The sequence below is a fragment of the Dickeya aquatica genome, assembly GCF_900095885.1.
GTDB lineage: Bacteria > Pseudomonadota > Gammaproteobacteria > Enterobacterales > Enterobacteriaceae > Dickeya > Dickeya aquatica.
The window spans coordinates 4359708-4383707 of sequence record NZ_LT615367.1 but is presented as its reverse complement, the minus strand read 5'-3'; the positions used below and the strand labels follow the sequence as shown (position 1 = coordinate 4383707).

The following is a 24000-nucleotide window of genomic DNA, read 5'->3' as shown; positions in this document are numbered from 1 at the left end:
CCAGCTTAAGAGGCGCTCGCGAAGGCGAAGCCTTCGTCAGCCCAGCCGGTGATCCCGCCTATCATCACTTTTACCGGAAAACCGAGACGGGCGATTTTATACGCCGCCTGATCCGCACCGTTGCAATGCGGCCCGGCGCAGTAGACCACGAACAGTTTACCTTGATGCAGGGCCGCCAGCTTTTCGTGGGTTATCTCACGATGGGGCAGATGGATGGCACCGGGCAGATGTTTGTGGTTGAAGGTGTCGCGGCTGCCAACGACATGCAGCAACACAAAATCCACTTCCCCCGTGGTGATGGCGTGATGCACATCGGCACAGTCGGTTTCCAGCGCCAGTTTGTTCTGGAAATACAACGCGGTTTCTTCGCAGGGTAAAGCGGGTGTCTCAGTTACGTAGCTCATCGGTGCTCCTGATTTTTATGTCGGTATGATTTATCCGTGTCGTGTATCCATTCAGCGTCGTGTATCCAGAATCGTGTATCAATGCTGCACATCAGGATTCACGCAATTCTCCGTCACCGTGCCGGTCAGGGCGGCTATCAGGTTATCTACCGCGCAGGCCGCCATGTTGTAGCGGGTTTCGTGGGTGGCGGAGCCGATGTGCGGCAGCGCGACCACATTGGGCAGCGTCAGCAGCGGTGAGTCCACCGGGAGCGGCTCTTGCTCAAACACATCCAGCCCGGCGGCGTGCAGCGTGCCGTCGGTCAAGGCTTCAATCAGCGCCTGCTCATCCACCACCGGGCCGCGCCCGATGTTGATGAGGATCGCGCCGGGCTTCATCTTCGCCAGTTGCGCTTTGCCAATCAGGTGGCGGGTTTGCGGCGTCAATGGCAGGGTAATACACAGAAAATCCGATTCGGCCAGCAGGGTATCAAGATCGCAGTAACGGGCGTTAAAGCGGGTCTCTGCCGCCTCATGGTGGCGGCGCGCATGATAAAGCACCGGCATGCCAAAGCCGAAATGCGCGCGCTGCGCCACCGCAAGCCCGATACGCCCCATGCCCAAAATACCGAGGGTTTTGTGGTGGACATCCACGCCGAACCAGCTTTCACCGATGTTACCCGTCCACTCACCGGCTTTGACGCGCTCGGCGGATTCCAGCGCCCGGCGTGCGGTCATCAGCATCAGGGTCAGCACGGTATCGGCGACGGTTTCCGTCAGCACCGTCGGGGTGTGCATCAGTAACGCTTTCTTTTCATTGAGCGCCTCCACATCGATATTGTCGTAGCCGACCGACACGGTAGACACCGCGCGTAATTGCGGCAAATGAGACAGGTATTCGCGGCTGACGGTATAGCCAGCCCCAATAAGCCCCTCGGCGCGGGCCAGTAGCGGGTGGCCGACCGGCGGCAGCCCGTCAAATACGGAAACGGTAAAATGCTGTTCAAGTTTGCGTTGTAGCGCTTCAGGAATGTGCTTGTAGAGAATGACGTCAGGTTTCATCGTTCACTCCGGCTGAGGGGGATAAAAGCGAAATGGCATCATGAGCAACCTGCGCCAAGACTGCAAGCCGTTGCGTTAGCGCGCAGGGAAAAGCAGGTTGCTATCCTGCCAGTGCATCATCAGTAAGCAAGCCTGAGTGTCGGCCTGTTGGCTCTCCTGTACCGTCATAAAACCGTGTTTGCGGTAAAAGGCGCAGGCGCGATGGTTTTGCTGGTAAACCTCCAGGCTCAGTACCGGAAAACGCTGTTGAACATGGGCCATCAGCGCTGCCCCGGCACCGTGGCCATACAGCGAGTGGTGGACAAACAGCGCCCCGATAAAACGTTGATCCATCACGCTGATAAACCCGCCAATGCCCTGCTGAGTTTCATATACCCAGGTTTGCGCGCGCGGCAGATAGTGGTTGCGCACCAGCTCCTCGCTCTCTTGCCAGTAACCGGGGGCGATGAACGGGTGCGCGCGCGTGGTGCTCTCCAGCCACAGTGGCACCAGCGTGTCGAGGTCTTCGGTGTGATAGGCGCGGATCATGCGGTTTCGACATGGCAAAAGCAGGTGGTGACATGGTCGTTAACCAGCCCGGCGGCCTGCATAAACGCATAACAGATGGTCGAGCCGATGAAGGTGAAGCCGCGCTTTTTCAACGCTTTTGACATCGCATCAGACACGGCGGTTTTGGCTGGCACCTCCGCAAGCGTGGCCGGGTGGTTCACCTGCGGCTGGCCTGCGACAAACGACCAGATAAAGGTGGCAAAATCCTCACCCTGTTGCTGCATCGCCAGCAGAGCGCGGGCGTTGCGAATAATCGCCGTTATCTTGCCGCGATGGCGAATGATACCGGCATCTTGCACCAGACGGTCGATATCCGCTTCGGTCATGGCGGCGACGCGCTGAGGGTCAAAGTTGTGAAAGCAGTGACGATAGTGCTGGCGTTTTTTCAGCACCGTTATCCAGGATAATCCGGCCTGTTGCCCTTCCAGGCACAGGAGTTCGAACAGCGCCCGCCCATCGGTACAGGGTTTGCCCCACTCGTGGTCATGATAGTCAAGGTAAAGGGTGTCCTGCGTTACCCAGCCACAGCGTGTCATGGTTCCTCCCGTTACAACAGCATGATTGTTATCCGACAACATGATTGGCATTGATAGAGATTGTTGGTATTGATGAAGGCCGTTATGGCTCGCCGTTCGTCGGCAGAAATCATCCCCCGGATGGCCTGTGATGCAACTGGCGATGGCACAAGCCTGCGCGTTCGCGCTGATTGAAATAAAAAATAGAGATAACTGACAGGGGATTAGCACATGGGGATGGAGTGGGTTCTGGCTTATCTGGCGTTGGGCGCTGTGGTGGGGTTTATGGCCGGGTTACTGGGCATTGGCGGCGGCGGCATCATGGTGCCGGTGCTGACGGCGCTGTTTGCCGCGCAGGGCGTGGAGCAAGCGCATCTGGTGCATTTGGCGCTCGGCACCTCGATGGCGGCGATAGTGATGACGGCGGTTTCCAGCCTGCGCACCCACCATCAGCATCAGGCGGTGCTGTGGCCGGTGGTCTGGCGTATCACCCCGGCGATTCTGGTCGGTACGTTTATCGCCACCTGGCTTGCCGCCCTGCTGCCGACCCGGGCGCTGGCGATTTTCTTCTCCTGCTTTATGGCCTATGTCTCGCTGCAAATGGTGCTGAACATTAAACCGAAGCCGAACCGCCAGTTACCGGGTGTGGCCGGGCTGTCGCTGGCCGGGTTGACCATTGGCAGCATTTCGGCGCTGGTGGCGATTGGCGGCGGCTCGCTCACCGTGCCGTTTTTGAGCTGGTGTAACGTGCGCATTCAGCAGGCGATTGGCACCTCGGCGGCGGTCGGCTTGCCGATCGCACTCGCTGGCGCGCTGGGCTATATGATGAATGGCTGGCCGGCGAGCGGCCTGCCTGCGTTTAGTCTCGGTTATGTGTCGCTGCCTGCGGTGGTGCTGATTTCCGGCGTCAGCTTTTTTACTGCGCCGGTGGGCGCGCGGCTGGCGCATCGTCTGCCGGTTGCCACGCTGAAAAAAGCCTTTGCCGGGCTGTTGTTGCTGTTAAGCCTGAAAATGCTGCAAACCGTGTTCGCCGGGTAATCATCCGCCGGGCGGCTGAAGTTGTTGCCGCATTCTGGCTGTATATCTTGCACTCAGAGGGTATACTGACGCCCTCATTGTAAAAACCACTTGTATCGCGTGCGAATCCAACATGCAAAAGTTTGATACCAAGACCTTTCAGGGACTGATCCTGACGTTACAGGATTACTGGGCGCGTCAGGGCTGCACCATCGTCCAACCGCTGGATATGGAAGTCGGTGCTGGCACCTCTCACCCCATGACGTGCCTGCGCGCGCTCGGCCCGGAGCCGATTGCCGCGGCTTATGTGCAACCGTCACGCCGTCCGACCGATGGCCGCTACGGTGAAAACCCCAACCGCCTGCAACACTATTACCAGTTTCAGGTGATCATCAAGCCGTCGCCGGACAACATTCAGGAGCTGTACCTCGGCTCATTAAAAGAACTGGGCATGGACCCGACCATTCACGACATTCGTTTCGTGGAAGATAACTGGGAAAACCCGACGCTGGGTGCCTGGGGTCTGGGCTGGGAAGTGTGGCTGAACGGGATGGAAGTCACCCAGTTCACCTACTTCCAGCAGGTCGGTGGTCTGGAATGTAAACCGGTGACGGGTGAGATTACCTACGGCCTGGAACGTCTGGCGATGTACATTCAGGGCGTGGACAGCGTTTACGACCTGGTGTGGAGCGACGGCCCGCTGGGTAAAACCACCTACGGCGACGTGTTCCATCAAAACGAAGTGGAGCAGTCCACCTATAACTTCGAATACGCTGACGTGGATTTCCTGTTCACCTGCTTTGAGCAGTATGAAAAAGAAGCCCAGCAGTTGCTGGCGCTGGAAAAACCGCTGCCGCTGCCTGCCTACGAGCGCATTCTGAAAGCCGCCCACAGCTTTAACTTGCTGGACGCGCGCAAAGCCATTTCCGTAACCGAACGTCAGCGCTACATCCTGCGGATCCGTACCCTGACCAAAGCGGTGGCGGAAGCCTACTATGCCTCCCGCGAGGCGCTGGGCTTCCCGATGTGCAACCGTAAACAGAGCTGAGAGGCCGCGATGACAGACAAAACATTTTTGGTGGAAATCGGCACCGAAGAGCTGCCGCCGAAGGCTTTGCGTACCCTGGCACAGGCGTTTGCCGCCAACTTTACCGCTGAACTGGACGCCGCCGGGCTCGGTTATCAGTCGGTCAACTGGTTCGCCGCGCCGCGCCGTCTGGCGCTGAAAGTGGCCGGTTTAAGTGCCTCCCAGCCGGACAGAGAAGTAGAAAAACGCGGCCCGGCCATCGCGCAGGCGTTTGATGCCGAAGGCAACGCGACCAAAGCGGCCGAAGGCTGGGCGCGCGGTTGCGGCATCACCGTCGCGCAGGCTGAACGCCTGACCACCGACAAAGGCGAATGGCTGCTGTTCCGTGCGCAGGTGAAAGGCGAAGCGGCGCAAACGCTGCTGCCAGGCATGGTCAGCACCGCGCTGGCGAAGCTGCCTATCCCGAAACTGATGCGCTGGGGCGACAAAGAGACCCAGTTTGTGCGCCCGGTACACACCGTGACGCTGCTGCTGGGCGATGAACTGATCCCCGGCACCGTGCTGGGCATTGATTCCGCCCGCGTGATCCGCGGCCACCGCTTTATGGGCGAGCCGGAATTCACCATCGATAACGCCGACCAGTACCCGCAGATTCTGCTGGAGCGCGGCAAGGTGCTCGCTGATTACGAGGCGCGTAAAGCCAAAATCAAAGCCGATGCCGAAGACGCGGCGCGCAAGATTGGCGGCAATGCCGATTTGAGCGACAGCCTGCTGGAAGAAGTCACCTCGCTGGTGGAATGGCCGGTGGTGCTGACGGCAAAATTCGAAGAGAAATTCCTGGCTGTACCGGCGCAAGCACTGGTGTACACCATGAAAGGCGACCAGAAATACTTCCCGGTTTACGACAACAGCGGCAAGCTGCTGCCGAACTTCATCTTTGTTGCCAACATCGAGTCGAAAGACCCGCAGCAGATTATCTCCGGTAACGAAAAGGTAGTGCGCCCGCGTCTGGCGGATGCCGAATTCTTCTTCAATACTGACCGCAAAAAACGCCTGGAAGATCATCTGCCGCGTCTGGAAACCGTGCTGTTCCAGCAACAGCTCGGCACGCTGCGCAATAAAACCGACCGTATCGCGGCGCTGGCCGGTTGGGTCGCCGGGCAGATAGGCGCTGATGTCAATCACGCCAAACGCGCGGGCCTGCTCTCCAAGTGTGACCTGATGACCAACATGGTGTTTGAATTCACCGACACCCAGGGCGTGATGGGGATGCACTACGCCCGTCACGACGGCGAAGCCGAAGACGTGGCCATTGCGCTAAACGAGCAGTATCAGCCGCGTTTTGCCGGTGATGAACTGCCGTCTTCACCGGTGGCTTGTGCGCTGGCGATCGCCGACAAGATGGACACGCTGGCGGGGATTTTCGGCATCGGCCAGCACCCGAAAGGCGATAAAGACCCGTTCGCGCTGCGCCGTGCCGCGCTCGGCGTACTGCGCATTATCGTGGAAAAACGCCTGCCGCTGGACTTGCAAACCCTGACCGAAGAAGCGGTACGTTTGTACGGCGACAAGCTGACGAACGCCAATGTGGTAGACGATGTGATTGAATTCATGCTGGGCCGCTTCCGCGCCTGGTATCAGGAAGAAGGTCACAGCGTGGATACCATTCAGGCGGTGCTGGCGCGTCGTCCGACCCGCCCGGCGGATTTCGACGCCCGCGTGAAAGCAGTCAGCCATTTCCGCACGCTGGAACAAGCCGCTGCGCTGGCGGCCGCCAACAAGCGCGTCTCCAATATTCTGGCCAAATCCACCGAAACGCTGAACGACAGCGTGCAGGCGGCGTTGCTCAAAGAGAACGAGGAGATCCAACTGGCGACCTACGTCACTGCGCTCACCAGCAAGCTGGCACCGTGGTTTGCCGAAGGCCGTTATCAGGAAGCGCTGGCGGAACTGGCGCAGTTGCGTGAGTCAGTCGATAACTTCTTCGATAAGGTGATGGTCAACGCTGATGACGCGCAGGTGCGTATCAACCGCCTGACGCTGCTCAACGAACTGCGCAACCTGTTCCTGAAGGTGGCGGATATTTCGGTGTTGCAGTAATCCTCCGGTCAGCCGGGCGGTATTGCGCCGCCCGGTGCTGATGACTTGTGATGTTAAGCATCACCACTGACGGGGCTGCGGCCCCGTTTTTTATGCAAGCTGGCGCAGCCACAGCACCGCCGCCGCATACACCCCGATAGCGACAATACTCAGGCATGTGCCGCAGGCAATCAAAAACAGAGGTTTTGCACCGGGTCGCGGGTCTGGAGACGGCTGACCAGCAACATCACCCCCATCATGACTATCATGCCCAGCATAATCACGAACACCCCGGCGCGGTGGGTGGCAATATGAAAAATGATCACCAGCGGAATAACGATTTTTGTCAGCAACGCCGATGCGCGCCCTTTAATATCAAGCGGCGTATGCCCGGCAAGAAACCCTATCAGCAGATAAAGCCGCGGAGAGAAAATGGCTATCGACATGGGGAGGCTCCGTGGGGCGCACCGCCGCCCGTGACTGGCGGTGTAATCCTGGTGGTGTGATGTTGTCGGTATAATAACAGCGCGGCGTCAGGTTGCTGCTTTCAGCCAGCCTGTCAGCACGCTCTTTTCTTTTAAAAACAGGCTCAAGTCCGGGTGGCTGCGCATGTGTTCATGGTTAGGCTGTTGGGCATGGCATTCGATACACAAGGCTTGCAGGTTACTGTGCTGGTTTTCATTTTTCTGCCCATTACGGTGGTGGACATGCAAAAAGCGCCGCAGCCGCGTTGCGCTGAGGTCGGCATGACAGGCTTCACAGTGCCAGTTTTTCGCCTCCCGAAATTGGCTCGATATCAGATGAAAATCTGATGAATAGGTATTGGTTGGCGCGTCTTTATCGGTATATTGCGGCCGGTATGTGCTGGCCGAATGCGGGTATTTTGCAAAGAATTCTTTTAAATCAAAATGCTCAAAAATATGATTTTTTTCCTGGTAAGACTTTGACGCATATCCTTGCCAGTTGAGGGTATTCAGGCAAAGTTTACAAACATCCAGTTTTGCCTCCTCCGCGTTCCATTCCTTTCCTGATGAATTCGCACGTTTTATGGTAAAAATACCATCACTTCTTGTGGCGACAACATATCTGTTGCTGTGGTTCTTTTGCCACATTTCTTGCAGCTTACTGCAATTGGCTAAATGATATTTAGGCAGGCTGACTCTGTCACCGTATGATGCAATATCCCGAATATGCAGAATAACTTTTTTATTATGATAATCGATGGTGCCGTTTTTATTAAAAATAATATCGTCTATGGTGACATCCATACCGACGGTGGCAAGAATTTCATCAATATCGAGTTTTTTTATTTTCAACTCAGCGATAGGCGGCACCAGCTCTGCCTGCATAGCGGAGCGTAGTTGATTAAAATTATCCACCAGCAAAAAATCGGTCAGGCCGGAAATCAGAAACTGGCTCATCGTTATTTCCCGCCTTTTTCCAGGATATTTTTTTCTACGATATTAGCAACCTGGCGCTCAACATTGGTTCTGACCCGAAATTCCACCCGCTGGGAACGGGCCTGATCTTCCGTTTGGTCGGGGGAGGTAATCACTTTGCCGTCGGCATCCACCGGGCGGGCGGAAGAAAAACCGATGGCGCGGACATGGGTTTTAAACCAGCTAAAAGAAGGCTTCGACGGGGAAACCACCGGCATATTCATAATATATTCCAGCGTTGAACGGGTGCGGGACTGGGATAATTCCATATTATGAAAATAGGCGTCTTTATCGTTTACGCCGGTGCGCCACACCGTTGAAGTATGGCCCTCAATGCGAATCTCTTCGATATTTTCGATGTATTTCGGGTCGGTCATTATTTTCAGGTAGCGTGGAATAAATTCATCAAGAATGGTTTTAAATTCAGGCTTCAGTTCCGCCGAGCTGGTGGTAAACAGAATATTCGGTTCCTGAAATCGCACGGTGAGATCCTGGTCAATGGTGGCATGCCAGCGTTTTAAATCATCTTTAAACTCATGCTGCAACGCTTGCCCTAACCCCTGTAGCGTATTTTTATACACCGACGGGATTTTCACCATGTCTTGAACTTTTATCATGTAGATCAGCGAGATGAGCAGGAAAATCATCATCAGTGATGTCATTAAATCGCTCAGGCTTATCCAGAAATCTTCTTTGGTCTGTTTTGGTCGAGCTAACAGGGGGTTGGCCATCGTTTTATGCCCTCAGCGCTTCAGATAACCGCACCACCTCTTTTAAACGCTCGGTAAGCGGGGTGTAATCCTGCGTGAATTTGTTAGAGAGCGAAGCCAATTGTTGACCCAGCGAATCGAGCGATTTTTTCAGCGCATCGGATAAGGCCGCATCCAGTGCCGTGACCTGTTTTTTCGTATTTTCAGTCATGTCGGTGATATTCGTGGTAATGGATTCATTATGGCGTTGAATATATTGCGTCATCTCTTGTGACATGCTGGTCATTAATTGCTGTAACTGAGTGCTGGCTTTTTGTATTGTCTCGTTGGTTTTTATATTCTGCTCATTGACGTTATGCGCCATATTTTCCGCACTGAGCGTCATCTGCGCAGTGAAATGGCCGACGGAGGATTGCAAGGTTTGAGTGGCACCCTGTAAATGCTCGGTTATGATATTTGCTGACGCCTGCGCGCCGTGCTGAATATGGGTAATCATCTCCGAAACCCTGCTTTCTATTTCAGGAATGCCGCTTTTCGTCACATCAATAACGCCCGCCAGCTCGCTGAGGTTCGCTTCTAATGCCTGCTCAAGCGCAGAAAATGCACCAATGGTGCGTTCAATATTTGCCGCTGTCTGGCTAAAAGACTGCGCATGTTCAACAACCTGTGAGAAGCTTTCGCCCGCCTGCTGCATATTGGCGGTGGTCTGGGTTTGTTGGGCGATCATTTCCTGCATTTGCTGGCGATACTGCTCTTGCCAGTCATTAATTTTCCCCACGGCGGCGTTGAGTTGTTTAAAGTTTTCGCCAAACTGGTCGCTGATTTTTTCATTGAAATCACGAATCACTGCTTTTAGTGCATCGATCAGTGCATTAGAGTTATTTTCCGCCTGCGTGTTGGCAAATTCGACAAACGCTTTATGCAAATGGCTTAATTGATCGTTTTGGTCGCTACTAATTAATTTAAGTTGGGTTAACAATGAGGCTTCTTCATGACCGACCAGCGAGTAATGTAATTTATCCAGCGATTTGCCGGAGAGTTGCAGTTGCCTGACGATATCGTCAATGGTGGCATCTTGCACCGGTGTATCGGCAGCGGGAGCTTTAGCGCCCCAAAAGGTATAGCGGAATTTTATTGTCAAAGCGGAAAATACGCCGAGAGCAGAGGCCAAAAACGCTGTTTTTATACCATTAATCAGATTTGGCAGGCTATTTTCAACATCGTTCATATTGAAATCCAGCAGCCCTAATGTAATACCCAGGAATGTTGCAAATATGCCAATGGTAATTAACATTCCGGGAGCTTCATGCGCATTCTTTTCTGTAAATTTGACATGAAAGATGACGCAGAAAACAATAATAATAAAAGCAAATAACACCGTATCGTATGGGTGAATATAATTCATAGTATTACACGCTGTGTTAAAGGATAAGCCAATTGCCAGCACGGGGCTGAGTATAAAAACAGCAGAATACCGTATCCTGAAAAAATTAAAAAAACTTAATTCTTTAATTATTAAAGAAAAAACAATTGCGTGTCGTCACTATCAATCCGCGTTCGTCTGTGGGGTGTTCACCGGCAGGCCAGTGCCTGCCGGTGAAGGGGAATTACGCTTCAGCGGGGGTGATCACCATCAGTCGTTGCCCGGCCTGAACCTGTTGCCCGGCGTGCCGCAACTGGCTATGCAGTGTGCCCGCGACAGGGGCGAGGATCGGAATTTCCATTTTCATCGACTCCAGAATCCCGACCACTTGCCCGGCGCTGACGCGCTCGCCGGGCGCTATCAGCCATTGCCACACGCTGCCCGCCACCTGGCTTTCCACCGCGTGGCCGCCTTCCGGCACGGCGTCATCAGGTTCGGGTTCGTCTTGCAGGCGACTGTCAAAGGTGAATTGGCCGTCGGCGCGCCAGCGAGCCAGCTCGGTTTCAAACGCGTGCTGGCGCTGGCGTTCAAACGCGGCAATCTCCGCATGTTGTTCGGTGAGCCTCTGCTGATACTGCGCCAGACTAAACTCGCCCTCCTCAATACGCAGCGGGTAATCTCCCCACGGAAAACGCTCACGAATGCTCAGCAGTTCCTCTGCGCTGACCGGGTAAAAGCGAAGCTGATCGAAGAAACGCAGCAGCCAGGGTTGCCGGAATGCATCGGTTTGTCGATCGCGGTTCCACATCTGCAAGGTGCGGCCAACAAACTGATAGCCGCCCGGCCCTTCCATACCGTATACACACAGATACGCGCCGCCGATGCCGACGGAGTTCTCCGCCGTCCAGGTGCGGGCCGGGTTGTATTTGGTGGTGACTAAACGATGGCGGGGGTCAATCGGGGTGGCGACCGGTGCGCCCAGATAGACATCCCCCAGTCCCATCACCAGATAGCGGGCATTAAAGACGATGTCTTTAACCTGCGCCACATCATCCAGCCCGTTGATACGGCGGATGAATTCGATATTGCTGGGGCACCAGGGCGCGCCGGGGCGCACCGACTGGGTATAGCGGGTGATGGCGTCGCGGCAGGCCGCATCATCCCAGCTTAACGGCAGCCACAGGGTGCGAGAGGGCACGGTGGCGTGTTGCAGGTTGCCGAGCGCATCATCGGCGTGCCGCAGGTGCGCCAGCAACGGCTCGCGCGGGCATTGCAGGCTGTCAAAGTGGACTTGCAGCGAGCGGATGCCCGGCGTGAGTTCCTGTATACCGGGCAGCGGGTGGCGCTCCAGCCACTGCATTAAGGCGTGGACGCGAAAACGCAGGGCGATATCGAGCCGGTGCTCGCCATATTCCAGCAGGACAAAGCTGTCACCGGCGGCGCGGCAGGTAACGGCGGGGCGATCGTCACTGGCGGGGCGCTGATACAGCACCGGTGAGGTAATCGTGGCTGGTGTGCTGGTGCTGGTGCTGGTGCTGGTGCTCGGGCAGGCGGCAAGGTCGGCTTCGGCGGCCCGTGCCAGTGCATCGGCCTGCGCCAGGGTGACGGGCACAAAACGCAGACTGTCACCGGCTTTGAGTTGGCCGAGTTGCCATAAATCGGCCTGGATGACGGTCGCCGGGCAGACGAAACCGCCCAGCGATGGGCCGTCCGGCCCCAGAATAACCGGCATATCGCCGGTGAAGTCCACCGTGCCGAAGGCGTAGGCATTGTCGTGAATGTTAGACGGGTGCATCCCCGCTTCCCCGCCGTCGGTGCGCGCCCACTGCGGCTTCGGGCCAATCAGCCGCACCCCGGTGCGACTGGAGTTGTAGTGTACCTGCCAGTCGGCGGCAAAGAAGGTGTCGATGTCGTCCGGGGTGAAGTAGTCCGGCGCGCCGTGCGGGCCATAGATAACGCGGATTTGCCAGTGGTTGTGCCAGTCCGGTTGCGGCAGCGCTGCATCAAGGTGCGTGAGCGCAGGGGCGGCCAGATGCAACACATCGCCTGCGCGCAGCGCGCGACCGGCATGGCCGCCGAATTTGCCAAGCGTAAATGTGCTGCGGCTGCCGAGGTAGGTCGGGCAGCCCAGCCCGCCTGCCAGCAGCAGGTAACTGCGGCAACCGGCCCCGTCAATAGCACCGAGGGTGAGGGTTTGCCCGGCGCGGGCGGCATACACCTGCCAGCCTGTCAGCGGGGTGTCATCGAGCTGCGCTGCGATGGCCGCACCGGTAATCACAAAGGCGCAGTCGTGGTTAAAACGCAACGTCGGGCCGCGCAGGGTAATTTCGAGCCCGGCGGCGTCCGGGGTGTTGCCCAGCAACTGGTTGCCAAGGCGAAAAGAGCGGGTATCGAACGGGCCGGAAGGCGGCACGCCGACATGCCAGTATCCGGTGCGGCCGGGGGCATCCTGCACGGTGGTGAGCGTGCCGCCGCCAAGGACATCCAGCGTTGCCGGTTGCCATGCCACGCTGCCCAGCGTCGCGGTGATAATGGCTCCGCGTCTGACCGTTGGCAGGGTCAGCAGGTGGCGTAGCCAGGCAAGATTGGTTTCGATGCCGTACAACGATGTGGCGTCCAGCGCTCGCGTCATACCGTCGAGGGCGGCGTCGCGGCTGTCGCTGTGTACGATAATTTTTGCCAGCATGGGGTCGTAGAACGGCGACACTTCGCTGCCGCTGTCCAGCCAGTGGTCGATGCGCAGGGTCAGGCCGTGCAGCGCCTCTGGAAACGCGACCTGACTGAGCAAGCCTGCGCAGGGCTGGAACTGTTTGGCCGGGTCTTCGGCATAAACGCGCACCTGAATAGCGTGGCCGTGTGGGGTGGTGACAAGCTGTGGCAGCGGCGGCAGGCAGCCTGCGCCCAGCTCCACCATCCACTGCACGATATCCACGCCGTACACCATTTCGGTGACGCCATGCTCAACCTGCAAGCGGGTGTTGACCTCTAAAAACCAGAACTGTTTGGCGTTTTCGTCATAGACGTACTCTACGGTGCCTGCGCTGCGATACCCCACCGCCTGGCACAGCCGGATGGCGGTGGCGTGCAGCTCGGCGCGTACCGCGTCGCTCAGGCCGGGGGCGGGCGTCTCTTCCAGCACTTTCTGGTTGCGACGCTGGGCGGAGCAGTCGCGCTCGCCAAGGGCGATGACATTGCCCTGGCCGTCGCCGAAAACCTGTACTTCGATGTGGCGGGCGCAGGCGATGAATTTTTCCAGAAACACGCCATCATCGGCAAAGTTGTTGCCCGCCAGCCGTTTAACGCGGGTAAAGGCCTCGGTCAGTTGCGGTTCGTCATCGCAGCGCTGGCATCCCGATGCCGCCGCCCCAGCGGTGCTCTTTAACATCACGGGATAACCGATGTGGCGCGCCTGCTTGCAGGCGGCGTCCAGCGAGGTGAGCAGGCCGCTGCCCGGTAGCAGGGGAACGGCATTCTGCTGTGCCAGCGCGCGGGCGCGATGTTTCAGGCCAAAGGCTTCCATGTGTGCGACGGTCGGGCCAAGAAACACCAGCCCCGCCTGTTCGCAGCGGGTAACGAACTGGCTATTTTCGCTGAGAAAACCGTAGCCGGGATGAACAGCCTGCGCGCCGCTGGCAGCGGCGATGTGCAGCAATTTTTCCTGATCCAGATAGGTGTCGCGCACCGGGCCGTCGCCCAGCGACCAGGCTTCATCGGCCTGACGCACATGCAGCGAATGGCGGTCGGCTTCGGCATACACGGCAATGGCTTTAACGCCCATTTTCTTCAGGGTGCGGATAATACGCACCGCAATTGCGCCACGGTTGGCAATCAGTACGCGCTCAAACATGACAAGCTCTCTTGCGGGCAGGTCGTCCTGCGGGGTGTTGGACGCATGGTGCGGGTCGTCCCGCGCGTCGCGCTTGCGCCGGGTGGCGTTTCCGGTCTGGTGTTCTGGGGGAGTCCGGCGTGGGGGCTTATTGTGTGCGTTGACCGGTGTCCCCGTCCTGCCAAATGGCAATCTCCACCGGCGTTGGGTTGTAGCCGTTGCACGGGTTATTTAACTGCGGGCAGTTGGAGATAAGCACCAGCACGTTCATTTTCGCCACCATTTCCACATATTTGCCCGGGGCGGAAATGCCATCGGCGAAGGTCAGCCCGCCGTCGCGCGTCACCGGTACGTTCATGAAAAAATTGATGTTGTGGGTGATGTCGCGCTTGGTCAGGTTAAATTGCGGATGTTGGGCGATAGCCAGCATCCAGCTATCACGGCAGGCGTGCATATGGCGCTTTTCCAGATCATAACGCACGGTGTTGCTCTCGGTGGCGCAGGCCCCGCCGAGGGTGTCATGCCGTCCGCAGGTATCGGCGACGATTTCCAGCATCGGCCGGTCTTCGTTAGAGCGCAGAATGCTGCCGGTGGTGAGAAACACTTTGCGCTGGCCGCGCAGGGTATCGGTGACGCTATAGCGCTCGGCGGTGTCGTCGGCGTTATAAAACAGCGTATCCGCCGCCTGATTGCCTTCAAGATCGGTAATGCGCAGCGTCTGGCCAGCGTCCAGACGCTGCAGCCAGTAGTCGCCGGCTGCAATGGTGGTGCGACAGACCGCCGTGGCCGGGTCGCGGGGACTGGTTGTTATCATCATCAGACTCCTTGTGGTTGTTCAGCCAGATAGTAGAGCGTGTTGTTGCGCAGCCCGCGCTGGTTTTCCGGGCGCTCCAGGCAGTGTGCGGGCAGCGGTGCGCGCCGGTGGTCAATGGCTATCGACACCGGATGGCGCGGATAGGTGCGGGCATCGCTCAGTGGGTGCGGGCAGGTGTGCAGGATCACCAGCGTGTCCATGGCAAAACGCAGCGTGACGCTGGCCCCGGCCTGACCCTGACGCTCAAGCCGCAGGTTGCCGTCGTCATCGCTGGCAACCTGGGCGAAAAAGTTAACGCAGGCGGCCATATCGCGCTTGCCAAGGCCGTATTTCGCCAGCTCGACCAGAAAACTGTCGTAACCGTTCTGATGACGATCGTTACGCGCCTGTTGGTAGTTCAGCTCGCCGAACTGGCGTGCGACCTGTTGTGCCTGGCTCGCGCCGCAGACGGTTTCATGCCAGCCGAAGCTGTCGGCTTCAATGGCGCAGAAAATGCGCCCCATATCGGAATAGAGGCAGTGGCCGGCGGTTAGCTTAAAGGTGTGCTGGCATTTCAGGCTGTCTGGCGCGTTGTAGCGCTCCAGCGGATTTTCCGGGTTATAAAACAGCATGCCGACGTTGGCTCCGCCGCTGGTATCGGTCAGCGTCAGCGCGGTGCCCCGGCGCATAATCAGCGACCAGTGCGACCCGGCGGGCAGTTCGGTCTGGTAACACGTGTTCATGTCAAAATCGCTCATGATGTTCTCCTCTCAGGCGACGTGACGCCGCCCGTTCATCAATTCGCCCACCGAGGCGCGCACCCCGGCAGGGGCGCGATCGAGCGGCAGGTCGTAGGTAATACTGGCTCCCCAGGCATCGGGGGCGTGCGCATCCTGACGGAGCTTGTCGAACACCCACAGCCGGGTGCCGAGCGAAAACCCCTCTTTCAGGTCGTGGGTTATCATAAAAATGGTCAGACGGTGTTCCTGCCATAACTGACTGATGAGCTGGTGCATTTCGCCGCGAATGCCGGGGTCGAGCGCACCGAACGGTTCATCGAGCAGCAAAATGCGCGGGCGTTTGAGCAGCGCCTGTGCCAGCGCCAGCCGCTGTTGCATCCCGCCGGATAGCTGGTGCGGGTATTTTTCGGCGGCTTGCGCCAGACCGACCTGATGCAACATCGCCATCGCGTCATCGCGGATGGCCTGACGCCTGGCTCCCCACACCCGGCCAAGCCAGCGGGCTTTGGCAAATTCCGCGCCGAGCATCACGTTCTCCACCACGCTGAGGTGGGGGAAGACTGAATAGCGCTGAAACACCACACCCCGGTGTTCATCCGGTTCTTGCGGCATCGGCTTGCCATCCAGCAGTAACTGGCCGCTGCTGGGGTGCTCCGTGCCCAGTAACATGTTGAGAAAGGTGGTTTTGCCACAGCCGGAGGCCCCGACAATCGACACGAACTCCCCTTCGTCAACCGAAACGTTAAGCCGCTCCAGCACCACCTGGCTGCCGTACTCTTTGCGAATATTTTTCAGTGTTAATAACGACATAGCTTCTCTGGCTCTCTTGTTGTCGGCGGCTTATTTCGGGTAATACCAGGGCCAGCCGCGACGGCTGATGAGTTTGAGCAGCGCATCAAGCAGGAAGGCCAGCAGCGTTATCCAGGCGACGTAAGGCAAAATCACGTCCATCGCCAGATAACGGCGCATCAGGAAAATGCGGTATCCCAGCCCGTCTGTGGCGGCAATCGCTTCGGCGGCAATTAAAAACAGCCAGGCGGAACTGAGCGACAGGCGCACGGCATCAAGCAGGCGCGGCATCAGTTGCGGCAGGATCACCCGCCAGAGGATCTGGCCGCTGTGGCCGCCGAGGGTTTGCGCTTTCACCAGTTGCTCGCGCGGCAGCGTCTGAATGTAGAGCTGTAAGTCGCGGATAATAAATGGCGTGATGCCGATGGTTATCAGCACCACTTTGGCGACTTCACCCAGGCCAAAGCAGATAAACAAAATCGGCAGTACCGCCAGCGGTGGCACCAGCGCAAACAGCGTTATCAGCGGTGAGAGCGTGGCGCGCACCACCGGCAGCGCGCCGCACAGCAGGCCAAACACCAGCGCCAGCAGGGCGCTTAACCCGACGCCCGTTAACAGGCGCAGCAGGCTGGCGGCGGTGTCTGTCCACAGCAGGTATTCGCCCGTGCGCTCGTTGGGCTCCAGCGCCATGCGGTGAATGGCATCGCTCATGGCACTGAAGCCCGGCAGCAGTTTGTCGGCGGCGTTGAGCGACAGCCGGGCGTCGGATGCCATCAGGTAGACCAGCAACAGCGCCAGTAATGGCAGAAACCCCATCATGCCGCGTGTCAGCGGGAGCGGCTGGTAGTTGATCAGTTTACGCATCCGACATTCCCCTCGGTTTACAGCTTGTGGTCAGCAGCAAGTTTCAGGAACTCATCGCTAAAGCGCAGCTTGATGTTGCCCGTGTTGCCCCAGACCCCCGATGGCGTGCTGACCCCGACGACATTTGCGCCCGGCGCGTTATCGCCAAGCAGGCCGTGACGAAACGAGAATTCGGCCACTGACTGCATGGTGGTTTTGAGCTGGGCGTTTTCGACAAAGCTCAGGGCCAGTTGTGGCGTATCAAACAGGTGGGTGGCGGCAAGCTGTTCATCAAAGCCGGGCAAGTCTGTTCCCGCAGCCTGGCCCATCGCGGTGCGGGCCTGACGGGCGCTGGCGCTATCGCCAGACATGGCTTGCAGGGTTTCATACCAGGCACCGGTCAGCGCTTTGCCAAGCTCCGGGTGCTTTTGCAGCGTGGCGGTGTTGACGACCAGTAAATCGAGAATTTCGCCGGGGATCTGGGCTGATGAAAAGGCTAACTGGCTACCCGGTTGTTTTTTGGCGGCAGCCAGTAACGGGTTCCAGGTCACAATGGCTTGCACATCCGGGGTGCCGAAGGCGGCGACCAGATCGGCATCCGCCGTGTTTACCACCTTGATGTCCTTCTCGCTCATGCCATTTTTTTCCAGCGCGCGCGCCAGCAAATAGTGAGAGACCGATAACTGCACCAGATTAATCGGCTTGCCTTTCAGGGCAGTGAGGCTGTTGGTGCCTTTAATCAGAATGCCGTCGTTGCCGTTTGAGTAATCACCGACGATCAGCGCGGTGCTGTCTACGCCGCCTGCCGCCGGGATGGTCAGCGCGTCCATGTTGGTCATGGCGCAGCCATCGAAGCCGCCAGCGGTGTATTGATTAACGGATTCGATATAGTCGTTCACTTGCACGAACTGGATGGCGATACCGTATTTATCGGCCCATTTTTTGATGATGCCCTGTTGCTGGGCGTAGTCCCAGGGCATCCACCCGGCATAAATAGACCAGCACAGTTTGAAGGCCGGTTTGCCTTCGGCCTGTACGCCAAGGCTACACAGCGCCAGGGCGCAAAGAAGTAAGACGCGTTGAAGGGTTTTCATGGTGAGATGTCCTCTGACGTTGGGCGCAAGCATAAACAGCAAAACAGCAGGAGGGCGGCGAGCATCGACTCGCTGTATCCTCCCGGGCTTTTATCCCGCCGTGTAACCGCCAGAGGGCGGTCGGTAACTCTCGGACCTGCGCCATCACAGCCGGAACCCTAGTTACCCATTTCCAAATTGTCTGGCGACACCGGTTGCCCGCTATCGCTCCTGCCTGAATAAGTGTTAAGCAAAAAATCTGCCATGTTGTGTTTTGTTTCTCGGAAAACGTGGTTGCAGGAGGCGATTTTTTATTTATCAATAGCTTATTTTTCTATTCGCGGTGGGTTTTACCGGAGCTGAGCGGGCGGGCTGACCGGTGAGGTTGTGCCTCATGCACCGTTTACGTGCAGAGCGTGAAACGGGTGCGATGTGTTTGGGCAAGGATGACAAAAGCAGGAAGGCGCGCGAGGCAACAGGGTGTGGGGGGAGATTATTGGCAAAAGGGAGGATTCTGTACGTCGTCTGTACCGATCCAGCGTAGAATAGGCCCCCCGCATGTCTCCTTTGGTAAACTTTGTATGAGGAGCAGCCCGGATGCCGGTGACATTGCGGCTGAGCGGTGCGCGGCAGCGGGCTTGGATAACAGTAATGACCTGCTGACACAGGGTGTTGCCGGGTTGTGGTGGTGAAATCAAACAGGAGTCGTAATGATGTTGGCGGATTACCGTTCGCGCTGGCTGCTGCCAGTGATTATGTTGGTGACGGCATTGCAATTGTCAGCCTGTGGCGACAAAGATAAAGAAGCGCGTCAGGCGTTTACCACCTTCTTGCAGGGTATTTCTCAGCAGGAAGGGCGTCAGTTGCCTGCCTTGTCTGAACAACAAAAACAGAGTTTTGGGCGTTTTACTCAGGATTACGCCGTGATGACGTCGTTTAATCAGCAGTTGGATCAGGCGTTGGCGGGCAGCCTGACACCGGTGCTGGAAGCGATGTCACGTATTCGCGTGCCGCAGGATTATGTGGCCCAGCGTGACAATTTACGCCAGGCACTCGGTGCGCTGAACATGTTGAGCCCACAGGTGCAAAGTGCCAAAACGCAGGCGGATACCGCCCGTCACGTGCTCAAGCAAACCGAAGAGCTACAGGCCATTTATGACAAGGTTTACAATCGTGCGGTTTCGTTGCCCGCCAATGCGATGGTAACCGTGGTTCCAGCCAGCACCGCCTTTGCCCAGAGCGTGATGCAGGTGGGCGACTATCTTCAGGCTCAGGGGAGTCAGGTGGTGTTTGGCAACAATGGTGTGCAGTTTCACACCCCACAGCAGGTGGAGCAATACAACGGCATGATGACGGATATTGCCAGTCAGCAGCAAAAATTGTACACCACTCTGAAAGCGCAAAATTTCCTGCCTCACTGAATGAATCAAGGGATTGCGCGATAACCCGTGTTACAACGCAGCCGTTATAACAAGGGCAACCGTGTGGTTGCCCTTGCTGTTTGCGCGTATCTGACGTTCGCTCTGATTACTTTCTATAGGGTAACGAGGCGTGAGGGCTGGCAAGCGGTAAGCTGTGGCTGGCAGAGGGTAGCTCATGGGTTGACGAGAGGCGGAACGCGGATACCGTGTTGGAGAGGATCACGGCTTGATCTTCCAGTGAGCTGGCCGCCGCAGAAGACTGCTGAACCAGTGCGGCGTTTTGTTGCGTGGAGCTATCCATCTCGACAATCGCCTGATTAACCTGTGCAATACCCCGGCTTTGCTCATCAGAGGCAACGGTTATTTCCCCCATGATGTCATGTACATGCGTGACGGCAGTAACAATTTCCTGCATGGTTTTACCGGCAGAATGCACCAGATGTGCCCCTTTCGTCACCTGTTCAACCGAGGTGGAAATCAGCCCTTCAATTTCTTTGGCGGCTTGTGAACTGCGCTGGGCCAGATTGCGTACCTCGTTGGCCACGACTGCAAAGCCACGCCCCTGCTCACCGGCACGGGCAGCTTCGACGGCTGCGTTCAGCGCCAGAATGTTGGTCTGGAAGGCAATGCCGTTAATAACAGAGGTGATTTCTGCGATGCGTTTTGAGCTGCCTTCAATTTCAGACATGGTTTGCACCACATTTTCCACCAGCTTACCGCCTGACTGTGCCGTGTGTGTGGCATCCAGTACCAGCTTATTGGCCTGATGCGCGTTGGCAGCGTTCTGTTTCACGGTGGAGGTCAGTTCTTCCATGCTGGCCGCCGTCTGCTCGACGGATGCCGCCTGTGATTCCGTTCGGGCCGCGAGATCGTTATTGCCGGTGACTATCTCACTGGCGGCGGTGGTTATCTGGCTGACCCCCATGCGGATGTCATCAATCATGTTATGCAGGTTAGCTTTCATTTTTGCCATGGCATCAAATAACATACCCAGTTCGTCACGGCGGGTGCTTTCAATGCTGACGGTTAAATCGCCGGTGGCAATACTTTCTGCAATCGCCACGGTGTTATTTAGCGGCTGAGTTATCTGGCGCGAAATATACCAGGCTATCAGAATGCCCAGCACCAGCGTAATCAAAGCGGTGACGGCAATTTGCCATTCGGCATCACTAATATTTTGCTGAGTGGCGCTGTTTTCATCGTTTACCATCTTGTTGGCGGTATCGATAAGCAAATTGGCGGTGTCGCCCAGCAGTTGCCCCTGCACCAGTTCTACCTGATAGGCCGGGAGATACGCTATTACCTGGGTTTTATAGGTAGAAAGAGTGGAGACAACCGGTGCCATAATAGCCTGCTGCTCCGGGGTCAACGCCTGAATAAACTGGTTGAGTACCGCTTGTGCGTCATCCAGCGCGCTAATCAGCGGTTTTTCTGCCTCACTGTTTAGCGACAACAACAGGCCGCGCACCAGGTAACGGACATTGACCAATTTTTGATGCAGTGTGGTCAGTTGCAGTTGCAGCGCGGTGTTACCTGCAATCTGTTGCTCTATTTGTTTCAGGGGTTTTTCTGAGTCTGACAGGTTCCAGCTTTTACGCACGTCATCTTTTTTGGCTACCGCATCCGTATAATTTTTCCGGCGTTCCTTATACTGACTAATCAGCTTGCCGATATTATCCAGCCGGTCATTATAATCGCCGCGCCAGGATTTATCCTGCGTTGAGGATATCAACGTAATAATGTTATCAATATGTTTACTATTTTCTTTAAGGCTATCTGCATTATAACCATTTGCATAAACTGCGCGATAATAACGGGCTTCACTAACTTCGGTGTTAATTTGATTGCTGAAAAGTACTTTTTCAAAACGGCCTTTCAATATTTCAATGTAACGGACGCTAACAGCAGCAATAATTACAGTCAGCAACAGCACCAGGGCGAACCCTAGCCCTAATTTCCTGCCGACTTTGATATTTTCGAGTTTTATAACCATTGATTTTCTTCCATCACGAATAGGCTGAGTAGGTAAGGTTTCAGGTTTTGCCCCTGGTATTAAAAAATCTGACTGATGAGCGTTACTCAGGCCTGACGCTCCTCAGACGGTTTAAAAAATTCCTGTTAGTGAGTGGTATCGGTATGGGTATATACCGAACTGACGCCTTCCTGCGTCTTGATATCTAATTGAATTAGAGTATGGATGAGAGATTGTCGGGTTGACAGTCGCTTACAGACAATGAACAGAACACGCAGAGTCTATCGGCGAACCAGACGGAAACTTTATATATTTACCGTCATCGTTTTTATGAAATTTTTATGGTCTTTATGGTTTTTATGAATTTAACTGCTACGCACCCTCCATTCAGGTCAATATCCTGGCCAAGAGTGGATATTTTACTGTAATGCTATGGAAGGTATTTAGGCGATAATTTTTGTTGTTGTTGTGATCTGGAAAACAAAGTAGAAAAAACCCGGCATAACGAACGTTATTCCGGGTTTTCAGCATCATCCATTTTTCATCGAAAAATGGAGAGTTATGAATTTATTTCTTTGCTTCTGCGAAACGTTTAGCGGCTTCGTCCCAGTTCACGACGCTCCAGAATGCTTTGATGTAATCCGGGCGGCGGTTCTGATATTTCAGGTAGTAAGCATGTTCCCACACATCCAGAGCCACGAGCGGATAGCCGCTCGCGCCGGAAACCGCTTCACCCATTAACGGGCTGTCCTGGTTGGCGGTTGAAACCACAGCCAGTTTGCCGTCGTCTTTCAGTACCAGCCATGCCCAGCCAGAACCAAAACGGGTGGCAGCCGCCTGCTCAAATTTCTCTTTGAATGCATCCACGCTACCAAAATCACGTTCAATGGCGGCTTTCAGTTCACCTTCCAGCGTGGTGCCCAGTTTCAGCCCTTTCCAGAACAGGCTGTGGTTGGCGTGGCCACCGGCGTTGTTACGCAGCACGTTTTTCTTATCAGCAGGCAGTTGATCCAGCTTGGCGATCAGCTCTTCGGCAGACAGGCTGGCGAATTCTGGCAGAGATTCCAGCGCTGCGTTAGCGTTATTGACATAAGCCTGGTGGTGTTTGGAGTGATGGATTTCCATCGTCTGCTTGTCAAAATGCGGCTCCAGGGCGTCATAAGCATAAGGCAGGGATGGCAGTGAATAACTCATGTTTAGCATCTCCATTGTTGTCAGGCGCAAATGGTTATCGCGCTCAAATCATTATCGTACACAGTGTGCGGCACATCACGTTGTTAGCGCCGCGTAAGCGTTAAGTTCATTATAGTTAATTAAATGATCTTGAAAATGATTAATTCGTAGCGACATGGGTTCATTTTCTTATAATTGTTATTAAATTACAAAAACTTATAACAAATTTAACCAACTTAACAATAAATCGTTCTAAGTTATTTCCAGGCGGCCGCTTACTCTGTTAGCCGTTCTGGGTGGGTATATACCGTGGCGCGACCCGGGCGGCAGAACCCCACCAGCGTCAGGTTACAGCGTTCGGCGACATCAACAGCCAGCGAAGTTGCAGCGGAAACGGCAAAAACGATTTCAACACCACACATGGCGGATTTTTGCACCATTTCATAGCTGGCGCGGCTCGATAGCAGAGCAGCACCCTGCTGCCAGGGCTGGCGGGCTCGCACGCCAAGCAGTTTATCCAGTGCGACATGGCGGCCTACATCCTCACAGCCGCCCAGTAACTCACCTTCCGGTGACAGCCAGGCGGCGGCGTGGGTGGAGCCGGTCAACTGTCCCGCCTGCTGGACACTTTTTAACGCCTGTAGCGCCGGTTCCAGCCGTGACAGCGAGAAGGTTTGAGTAAAAGGAAGCGGTGCCACAGGCTTGCCTATCTCGGCCAACTGTTCAACGCCGCAGACGCCGCAACCGGTGCGCCCATCCATGGCTCTGCGGCGCGCTTTAAGCCCGACAAAACGGCGGCTGGAAAGCTCGATTTGCACTTCAATGCCGTTACAGGCTGCCACGACATCGATGCCGTAGATATCTTGTGGTGATTGAATAATGCCTTCTGACAGGGAGAACCCCAGCGCAAAGGCATCGAGATCTTTTGGGGATGCCATCATGACCACATGTGAAATACCGTTGTAGACCAGTGCTACCGGGACTTCCTCTGCCAGCCAGTCTGGTTGCGACGTGCCGAGTGTTCCCTGATGCCAGACGGTGCGCTGGCTGGCACCGACGGGTATCTGCGGCCTGGTCACGTCCTGAATATCATCACTGTTCACTGCTTGTGCCTGCTGCCTCATGAGTCTGTCCTGACATTATTTCACCGCTACGGTGCTGATGCGAACTTTTATCCCGCTGTGCAGCCTGTGGCAACGCTATTTTGCTGATGTTGCGCGGCGATA

The 24000-nt window shown here is 56.1% G+C and carries 21 protein-coding genes and 1 riboswitch; of the genes, 4 read left to right on the top strand and 17 right to left on the bottom strand.

The features are described 5' to 3' along the window. Window positions 1-5: 5 nt before the first annotated feature. From DAQ1742_RS19850 to DAQ1742_RS19835, 4 genes are all read right to left on the bottom strand, one after another. Window positions 6-404: a rhodanese-like domain-containing protein gene (locus DAQ1742_RS19850; protein ID WP_035338958.1), complete on the bottom strand. Its 399-nt coding sequence runs from the start codon at window positions 402-404 to the stop codon at window positions 6-8. A gap of 78 nt (window positions 405-482) precedes the next feature. Further along, window positions 483-1445 (bottom strand): glyoxylate/hydroxypyruvate reductase GhrB, encoded by a 963-nt coding sequence (ghrB, locus tag DAQ1742_RS19845; protein ID WP_035338960.1) that lies wholly within the window; start codon window positions 1443-1445, stop codon window positions 483-485. A gap of 75 nt (window positions 1446-1520) precedes the next feature. Further along, the gene (locus DAQ1742_RS19840; protein ID WP_035338962.1) at window positions 1521-1973 is read right to left on the bottom strand and encodes an N-acetyltransferase; all 453 of its coding nucleotides are present in this window, start codon (window positions 1971-1973) and stop codon (window positions 1521-1523) included. Then, entirely contained in the window at window positions 1970-2530 is a 561-nt protein-coding gene (locus DAQ1742_RS19835; protein WP_035338964.1) for a DNA-3-methyladenine glycosylase I, read from the bottom strand. The genes DAQ1742_RS19840 and DAQ1742_RS19835 overlap by 4 nt, the downstream gene beginning before the upstream one ends. 210 nt (window positions 2531-2740) lie before the next feature. Here DAQ1742_RS19835 and DAQ1742_RS19830 point away from each other — a divergent pair, with 210 nt between their 5' ends. The 3 genes from DAQ1742_RS19830 to glyS all read left to right on the top strand — a co-directional run bounded on the left by DAQ1742_RS19830 (window position 2741) and on the right by glyS (window position 6653). Further along, a complete protein-coding gene (locus DAQ1742_RS19830; RefSeq protein WP_035338966.1) occupies window positions 2741-3547 on the top strand; it encodes a sulfite exporter TauE/SafE family protein in 807 nt (268 codons plus the stop codon). Window positions 3548-3659: 112 nt separating this feature from the next. Then, a complete protein-coding gene (gene glyQ, locus DAQ1742_RS19825) occupies window positions 3660-4574 on the top strand; it encodes a glycine--tRNA ligase subunit alpha (protein ID WP_012767825.1) in 915 nt (304 codons plus the stop codon). 9 nt (window positions 4575-4583) lie between these two features. Further along, entirely contained in the window at window positions 4584-6653 is a 2070-nt protein-coding gene (glyS, locus tag DAQ1742_RS19820) for a glycine--tRNA ligase subunit beta (protein ID WP_035338968.1), read from the top strand. A 170-nt stretch (window positions 6654-6823) separates the two neighbouring features. On the opposite strand, the gene DAQ1742_RS19815 is transcribed toward glyS, so the two are convergent. From DAQ1742_RS19815 to DAQ1742_RS19770, 10 genes are all read right to left on the bottom strand, one after another. Further along, the gene (locus DAQ1742_RS19815; protein ID WP_035338969.1) at window positions 6824-7078 is read right to left on the bottom strand and encodes a hypothetical protein; all 255 of its coding nucleotides are present in this window, start codon (window positions 7076-7078) and stop codon (window positions 6824-6826) included. A gap of 87 nt (window positions 7079-7165) precedes the next feature. Further along, complete coding sequence (locus tag DAQ1742_RS19810; RefSeq protein WP_035338971.1) at window positions 7166-8053, bottom strand: HNH endonuclease family protein; 888 nt, start codon at window positions 8051-8053, stop codon at window positions 7166-7168. 2 nt (window positions 8054-8055) lie between these two features. After that, complete coding sequence (locus DAQ1742_RS19805; RefSeq protein ID WP_035338972.1) at window positions 8056-8802, bottom strand: OmpA/MotB family protein; 747 nt, start codon at window positions 8800-8802, stop codon at window positions 8056-8058. Window positions 8803-8806: 4 nt separating this feature from the next. Next, window positions 8807-10075, bottom strand: coding sequence for a hypothetical protein (locus DAQ1742_RS19800; RefSeq protein ID WP_152482112.1), 1269 nt, complete (start codon window positions 10073-10075; stop codon window positions 8807-8809). Window positions 10076-10388: 313 nt separating this feature from the next. Beyond that, window positions 10389-13991, bottom strand: a complete 3603-nt coding sequence (gene uca / locus DAQ1742_RS19795; RefSeq protein ID WP_180706349.1) for an urea carboxylase — start codon at window positions 13989-13991, stop codon at window positions 10389-10391. A gap of 127 nt (window positions 13992-14118) precedes the next feature. After that, window positions 14119-14784, bottom strand: a complete 666-nt coding sequence (locus DAQ1742_RS19790; protein ID WP_035338975.1) for an urea amidolyase associated protein UAAP2 — start codon at window positions 14782-14784, stop codon at window positions 14119-14121. Between the two features lie 2 nt (window positions 14785-14786). Continuing rightward, the gene (locus DAQ1742_RS19785; protein ID WP_035345611.1) at window positions 14787-15506 is read right to left on the bottom strand and encodes an urea amidolyase associated protein UAAP1; all 720 of its coding nucleotides are present in this window, start codon (window positions 15504-15506) and stop codon (window positions 14787-14789) included. Window positions 15507-15533: 27 nt separating this feature from the next. After that, window positions 15534-16313, bottom strand: coding sequence for an ABC transporter ATP-binding protein (locus DAQ1742_RS19780; protein WP_035338976.1), 780 nt, complete (start codon window positions 16311-16313; stop codon window positions 15534-15536). A 30-nt stretch (window positions 16314-16343) separates the two neighbouring features. Further along, window positions 16344-17156 carry an ABC transporter permease gene (locus DAQ1742_RS19775; RefSeq protein ID WP_035338978.1) on the bottom strand — a complete coding sequence of 271 codons (813 nt, stop codon included), beginning with the start codon at window positions 17154-17156 and terminating at the stop codon, window positions 16344-16346. Between the two features lie 17 nt (window positions 17157-17173). Beyond that, window positions 17174-18229, bottom strand: a complete 1056-nt coding sequence (locus DAQ1742_RS19770) for a putative urea ABC transporter substrate-binding protein (protein WP_035338979.1) — start codon at window positions 18227-18229, stop codon at window positions 17174-17176. A 77-nt stretch (window positions 18230-18306) separates the two neighbouring features. Next, window positions 18307-18402: riboswitch (guanidine-I (ykkC/yxkD leader) on the bottom strand. Between the two features lie 516 nt (window positions 18403-18918). On the opposite strand from DAQ1742_RS19770, the gene DAQ1742_RS19765 reads away from it, so the two are divergent. Next, window positions 18919-19629: a DUF3053 domain-containing protein gene (locus DAQ1742_RS19765; protein ID WP_035338981.1), complete on the top strand. Its 711-nt coding sequence runs from the start codon at window positions 18919-18921 to the stop codon at window positions 19627-19629. A gap of 106 nt (window positions 19630-19735) precedes the next feature. Here DAQ1742_RS19765 and DAQ1742_RS19760 read toward each other — a convergent pair whose 3' ends face one another. The 3 genes from DAQ1742_RS19760 to fdhD form a co-directional block, all read right to left on the bottom strand. Then, entirely contained in the window at window positions 19736-21622 is a 1887-nt protein-coding gene (locus DAQ1742_RS19760) for a methyl-accepting chemotaxis protein (protein WP_035338983.1), read from the bottom strand. Between the two features lie 546 nt (window positions 21623-22168). Beyond that, the gene (gene sodA / locus DAQ1742_RS19755) at window positions 22169-22795 is read right to left on the bottom strand and encodes a superoxide dismutase [Mn] (RefSeq protein ID WP_035338985.1); all 627 of its coding nucleotides are present in this window, start codon (window positions 22793-22795) and stop codon (window positions 22169-22171) included. Between the two features lie 254 nt (window positions 22796-23049). After that, window positions 23050-23877 (bottom strand): formate dehydrogenase accessory sulfurtransferase FdhD, encoded by an 828-nt coding sequence (gene fdhD / locus DAQ1742_RS19750; protein ID WP_051124171.1) that lies wholly within the window; start codon window positions 23875-23877, stop codon window positions 23050-23052. Between the last annotated feature and the right edge of the window lie 123 nt (window positions 23878-24000).

Excerpts from the sequence above, each read along its gene's own strand:
- DAQ1742_RS19850 (WP_035338958.1), bottom strand. The coding sequence starts at position 404 with ATGAGCTACGTAACTGAGACACCCGCTTTACCCTGCGAAGAAACCGCG.
- ghrB (WP_035338960.1), bottom strand. The coding sequence starts at position 1,445 with ATGAAACCTGACGTCATTCTCTACAAGCACATTCCTGAAGCGCTACAA.
- DAQ1742_RS19840 (WP_035338962.1), bottom strand. The coding sequence starts at position 1,973 with ATGATCCGCGCCTATCACACCGAAGACCTCGACACGCTGGTGCCACTG.
- DAQ1742_RS19835 (WP_035338964.1), bottom strand. The coding sequence starts at position 2,530 with ATGACACGCTGTGGCTGGGTAACGCAGGACACCCTTTACCTTGACTAT.
- DAQ1742_RS19830 (WP_035338966.1), top strand. The coding sequence starts at position 2,741 with ATGGGGATGGAGTGGGTTCTGGCTTATCTGGCGTTGGGCGCTGTGGTG.
- glyQ (WP_012767825.1), top strand. The coding sequence starts at position 3,660 with ATGCAAAAGTTTGATACCAAGACCTTTCAGGGACTGATCCTGACGTTA.
- glyS (WP_035338968.1), top strand. The coding sequence starts at position 4,584 with ATGACAGACAAAACATTTTTGGTGGAAATCGGCACCGAAGAGCTGCCG.
- DAQ1742_RS19815 (WP_035338969.1), bottom strand. The coding sequence starts at position 7,078 with ATGTCGATAGCCATTTTCTCTCCGCGGCTTTATCTGCTGATAGGGTTT.
- DAQ1742_RS19810 (WP_035338971.1), bottom strand. The coding sequence starts at position 8,053 with ATGAGCCAGTTTCTGATTTCCGGCCTGACCGATTTTTTGCTGGTGGAT.
- DAQ1742_RS19805 (WP_035338972.1), bottom strand. The coding sequence starts at position 8,802 with ATGGCCAACCCCCTGTTAGCTCGACCAAAACAGACCAAAGAAGATTTC.
- DAQ1742_RS19800 (WP_152482112.1), bottom strand. The coding sequence starts at position 10,075 with ATGTTAATTACCATTGGCATATTTGCAACATTCCTGGGTATTACATTA.
- uca (WP_180706349.1), bottom strand. The coding sequence starts at position 13,991 with ATGTTTGAGCGCGTACTGATTGCCAACCGTGGCGCAATTGCGGTGCGT.
- DAQ1742_RS19790 (WP_035338975.1), bottom strand. The coding sequence starts at position 14,784 with ATGATAACAACCAGTCCCCGCGACCCGGCCACGGCGGTCTGTCGCACC.
- DAQ1742_RS19785 (WP_035345611.1), bottom strand. The coding sequence starts at position 15,506 with ATGAACACGTGTTACCAGACCGAACTGCCCGCCGGGTCGCACTGGTCG.
- DAQ1742_RS19780 (WP_035338976.1), bottom strand. The coding sequence starts at position 16,313 with ATGTCGTTATTAACACTGAAAAATATTCGCAAAGAGTACGGCAGCCAG.
- DAQ1742_RS19775 (WP_035338978.1), bottom strand. The coding sequence starts at position 17,156 with ATGCGTAAACTGATCAACTACCAGCCGCTCCCGCTGACACGCGGCATG.
- DAQ1742_RS19770 (WP_035338979.1), bottom strand. The coding sequence starts at position 18,229 with ATGAAAACCCTTCAACGCGTCTTACTTCTTTGCGCCCTGGCGCTGTGT.
- DAQ1742_RS19765 (WP_035338981.1), top strand. The coding sequence starts at position 18,919 with ATGATGTTGGCGGATTACCGTTCGCGCTGGCTGCTGCCAGTGATTATG.
- DAQ1742_RS19760 (WP_035338983.1), bottom strand. The coding sequence starts at position 21,622 with ATGGTTATAAAACTCGAAAATATCAAAGTCGGCAGGAAATTAGGGCTA.
- sodA (WP_035338985.1), bottom strand. The coding sequence starts at position 22,795 with ATGAGTTATTCACTGCCATCCCTGCCTTATGCTTATGACGCCCTGGAG.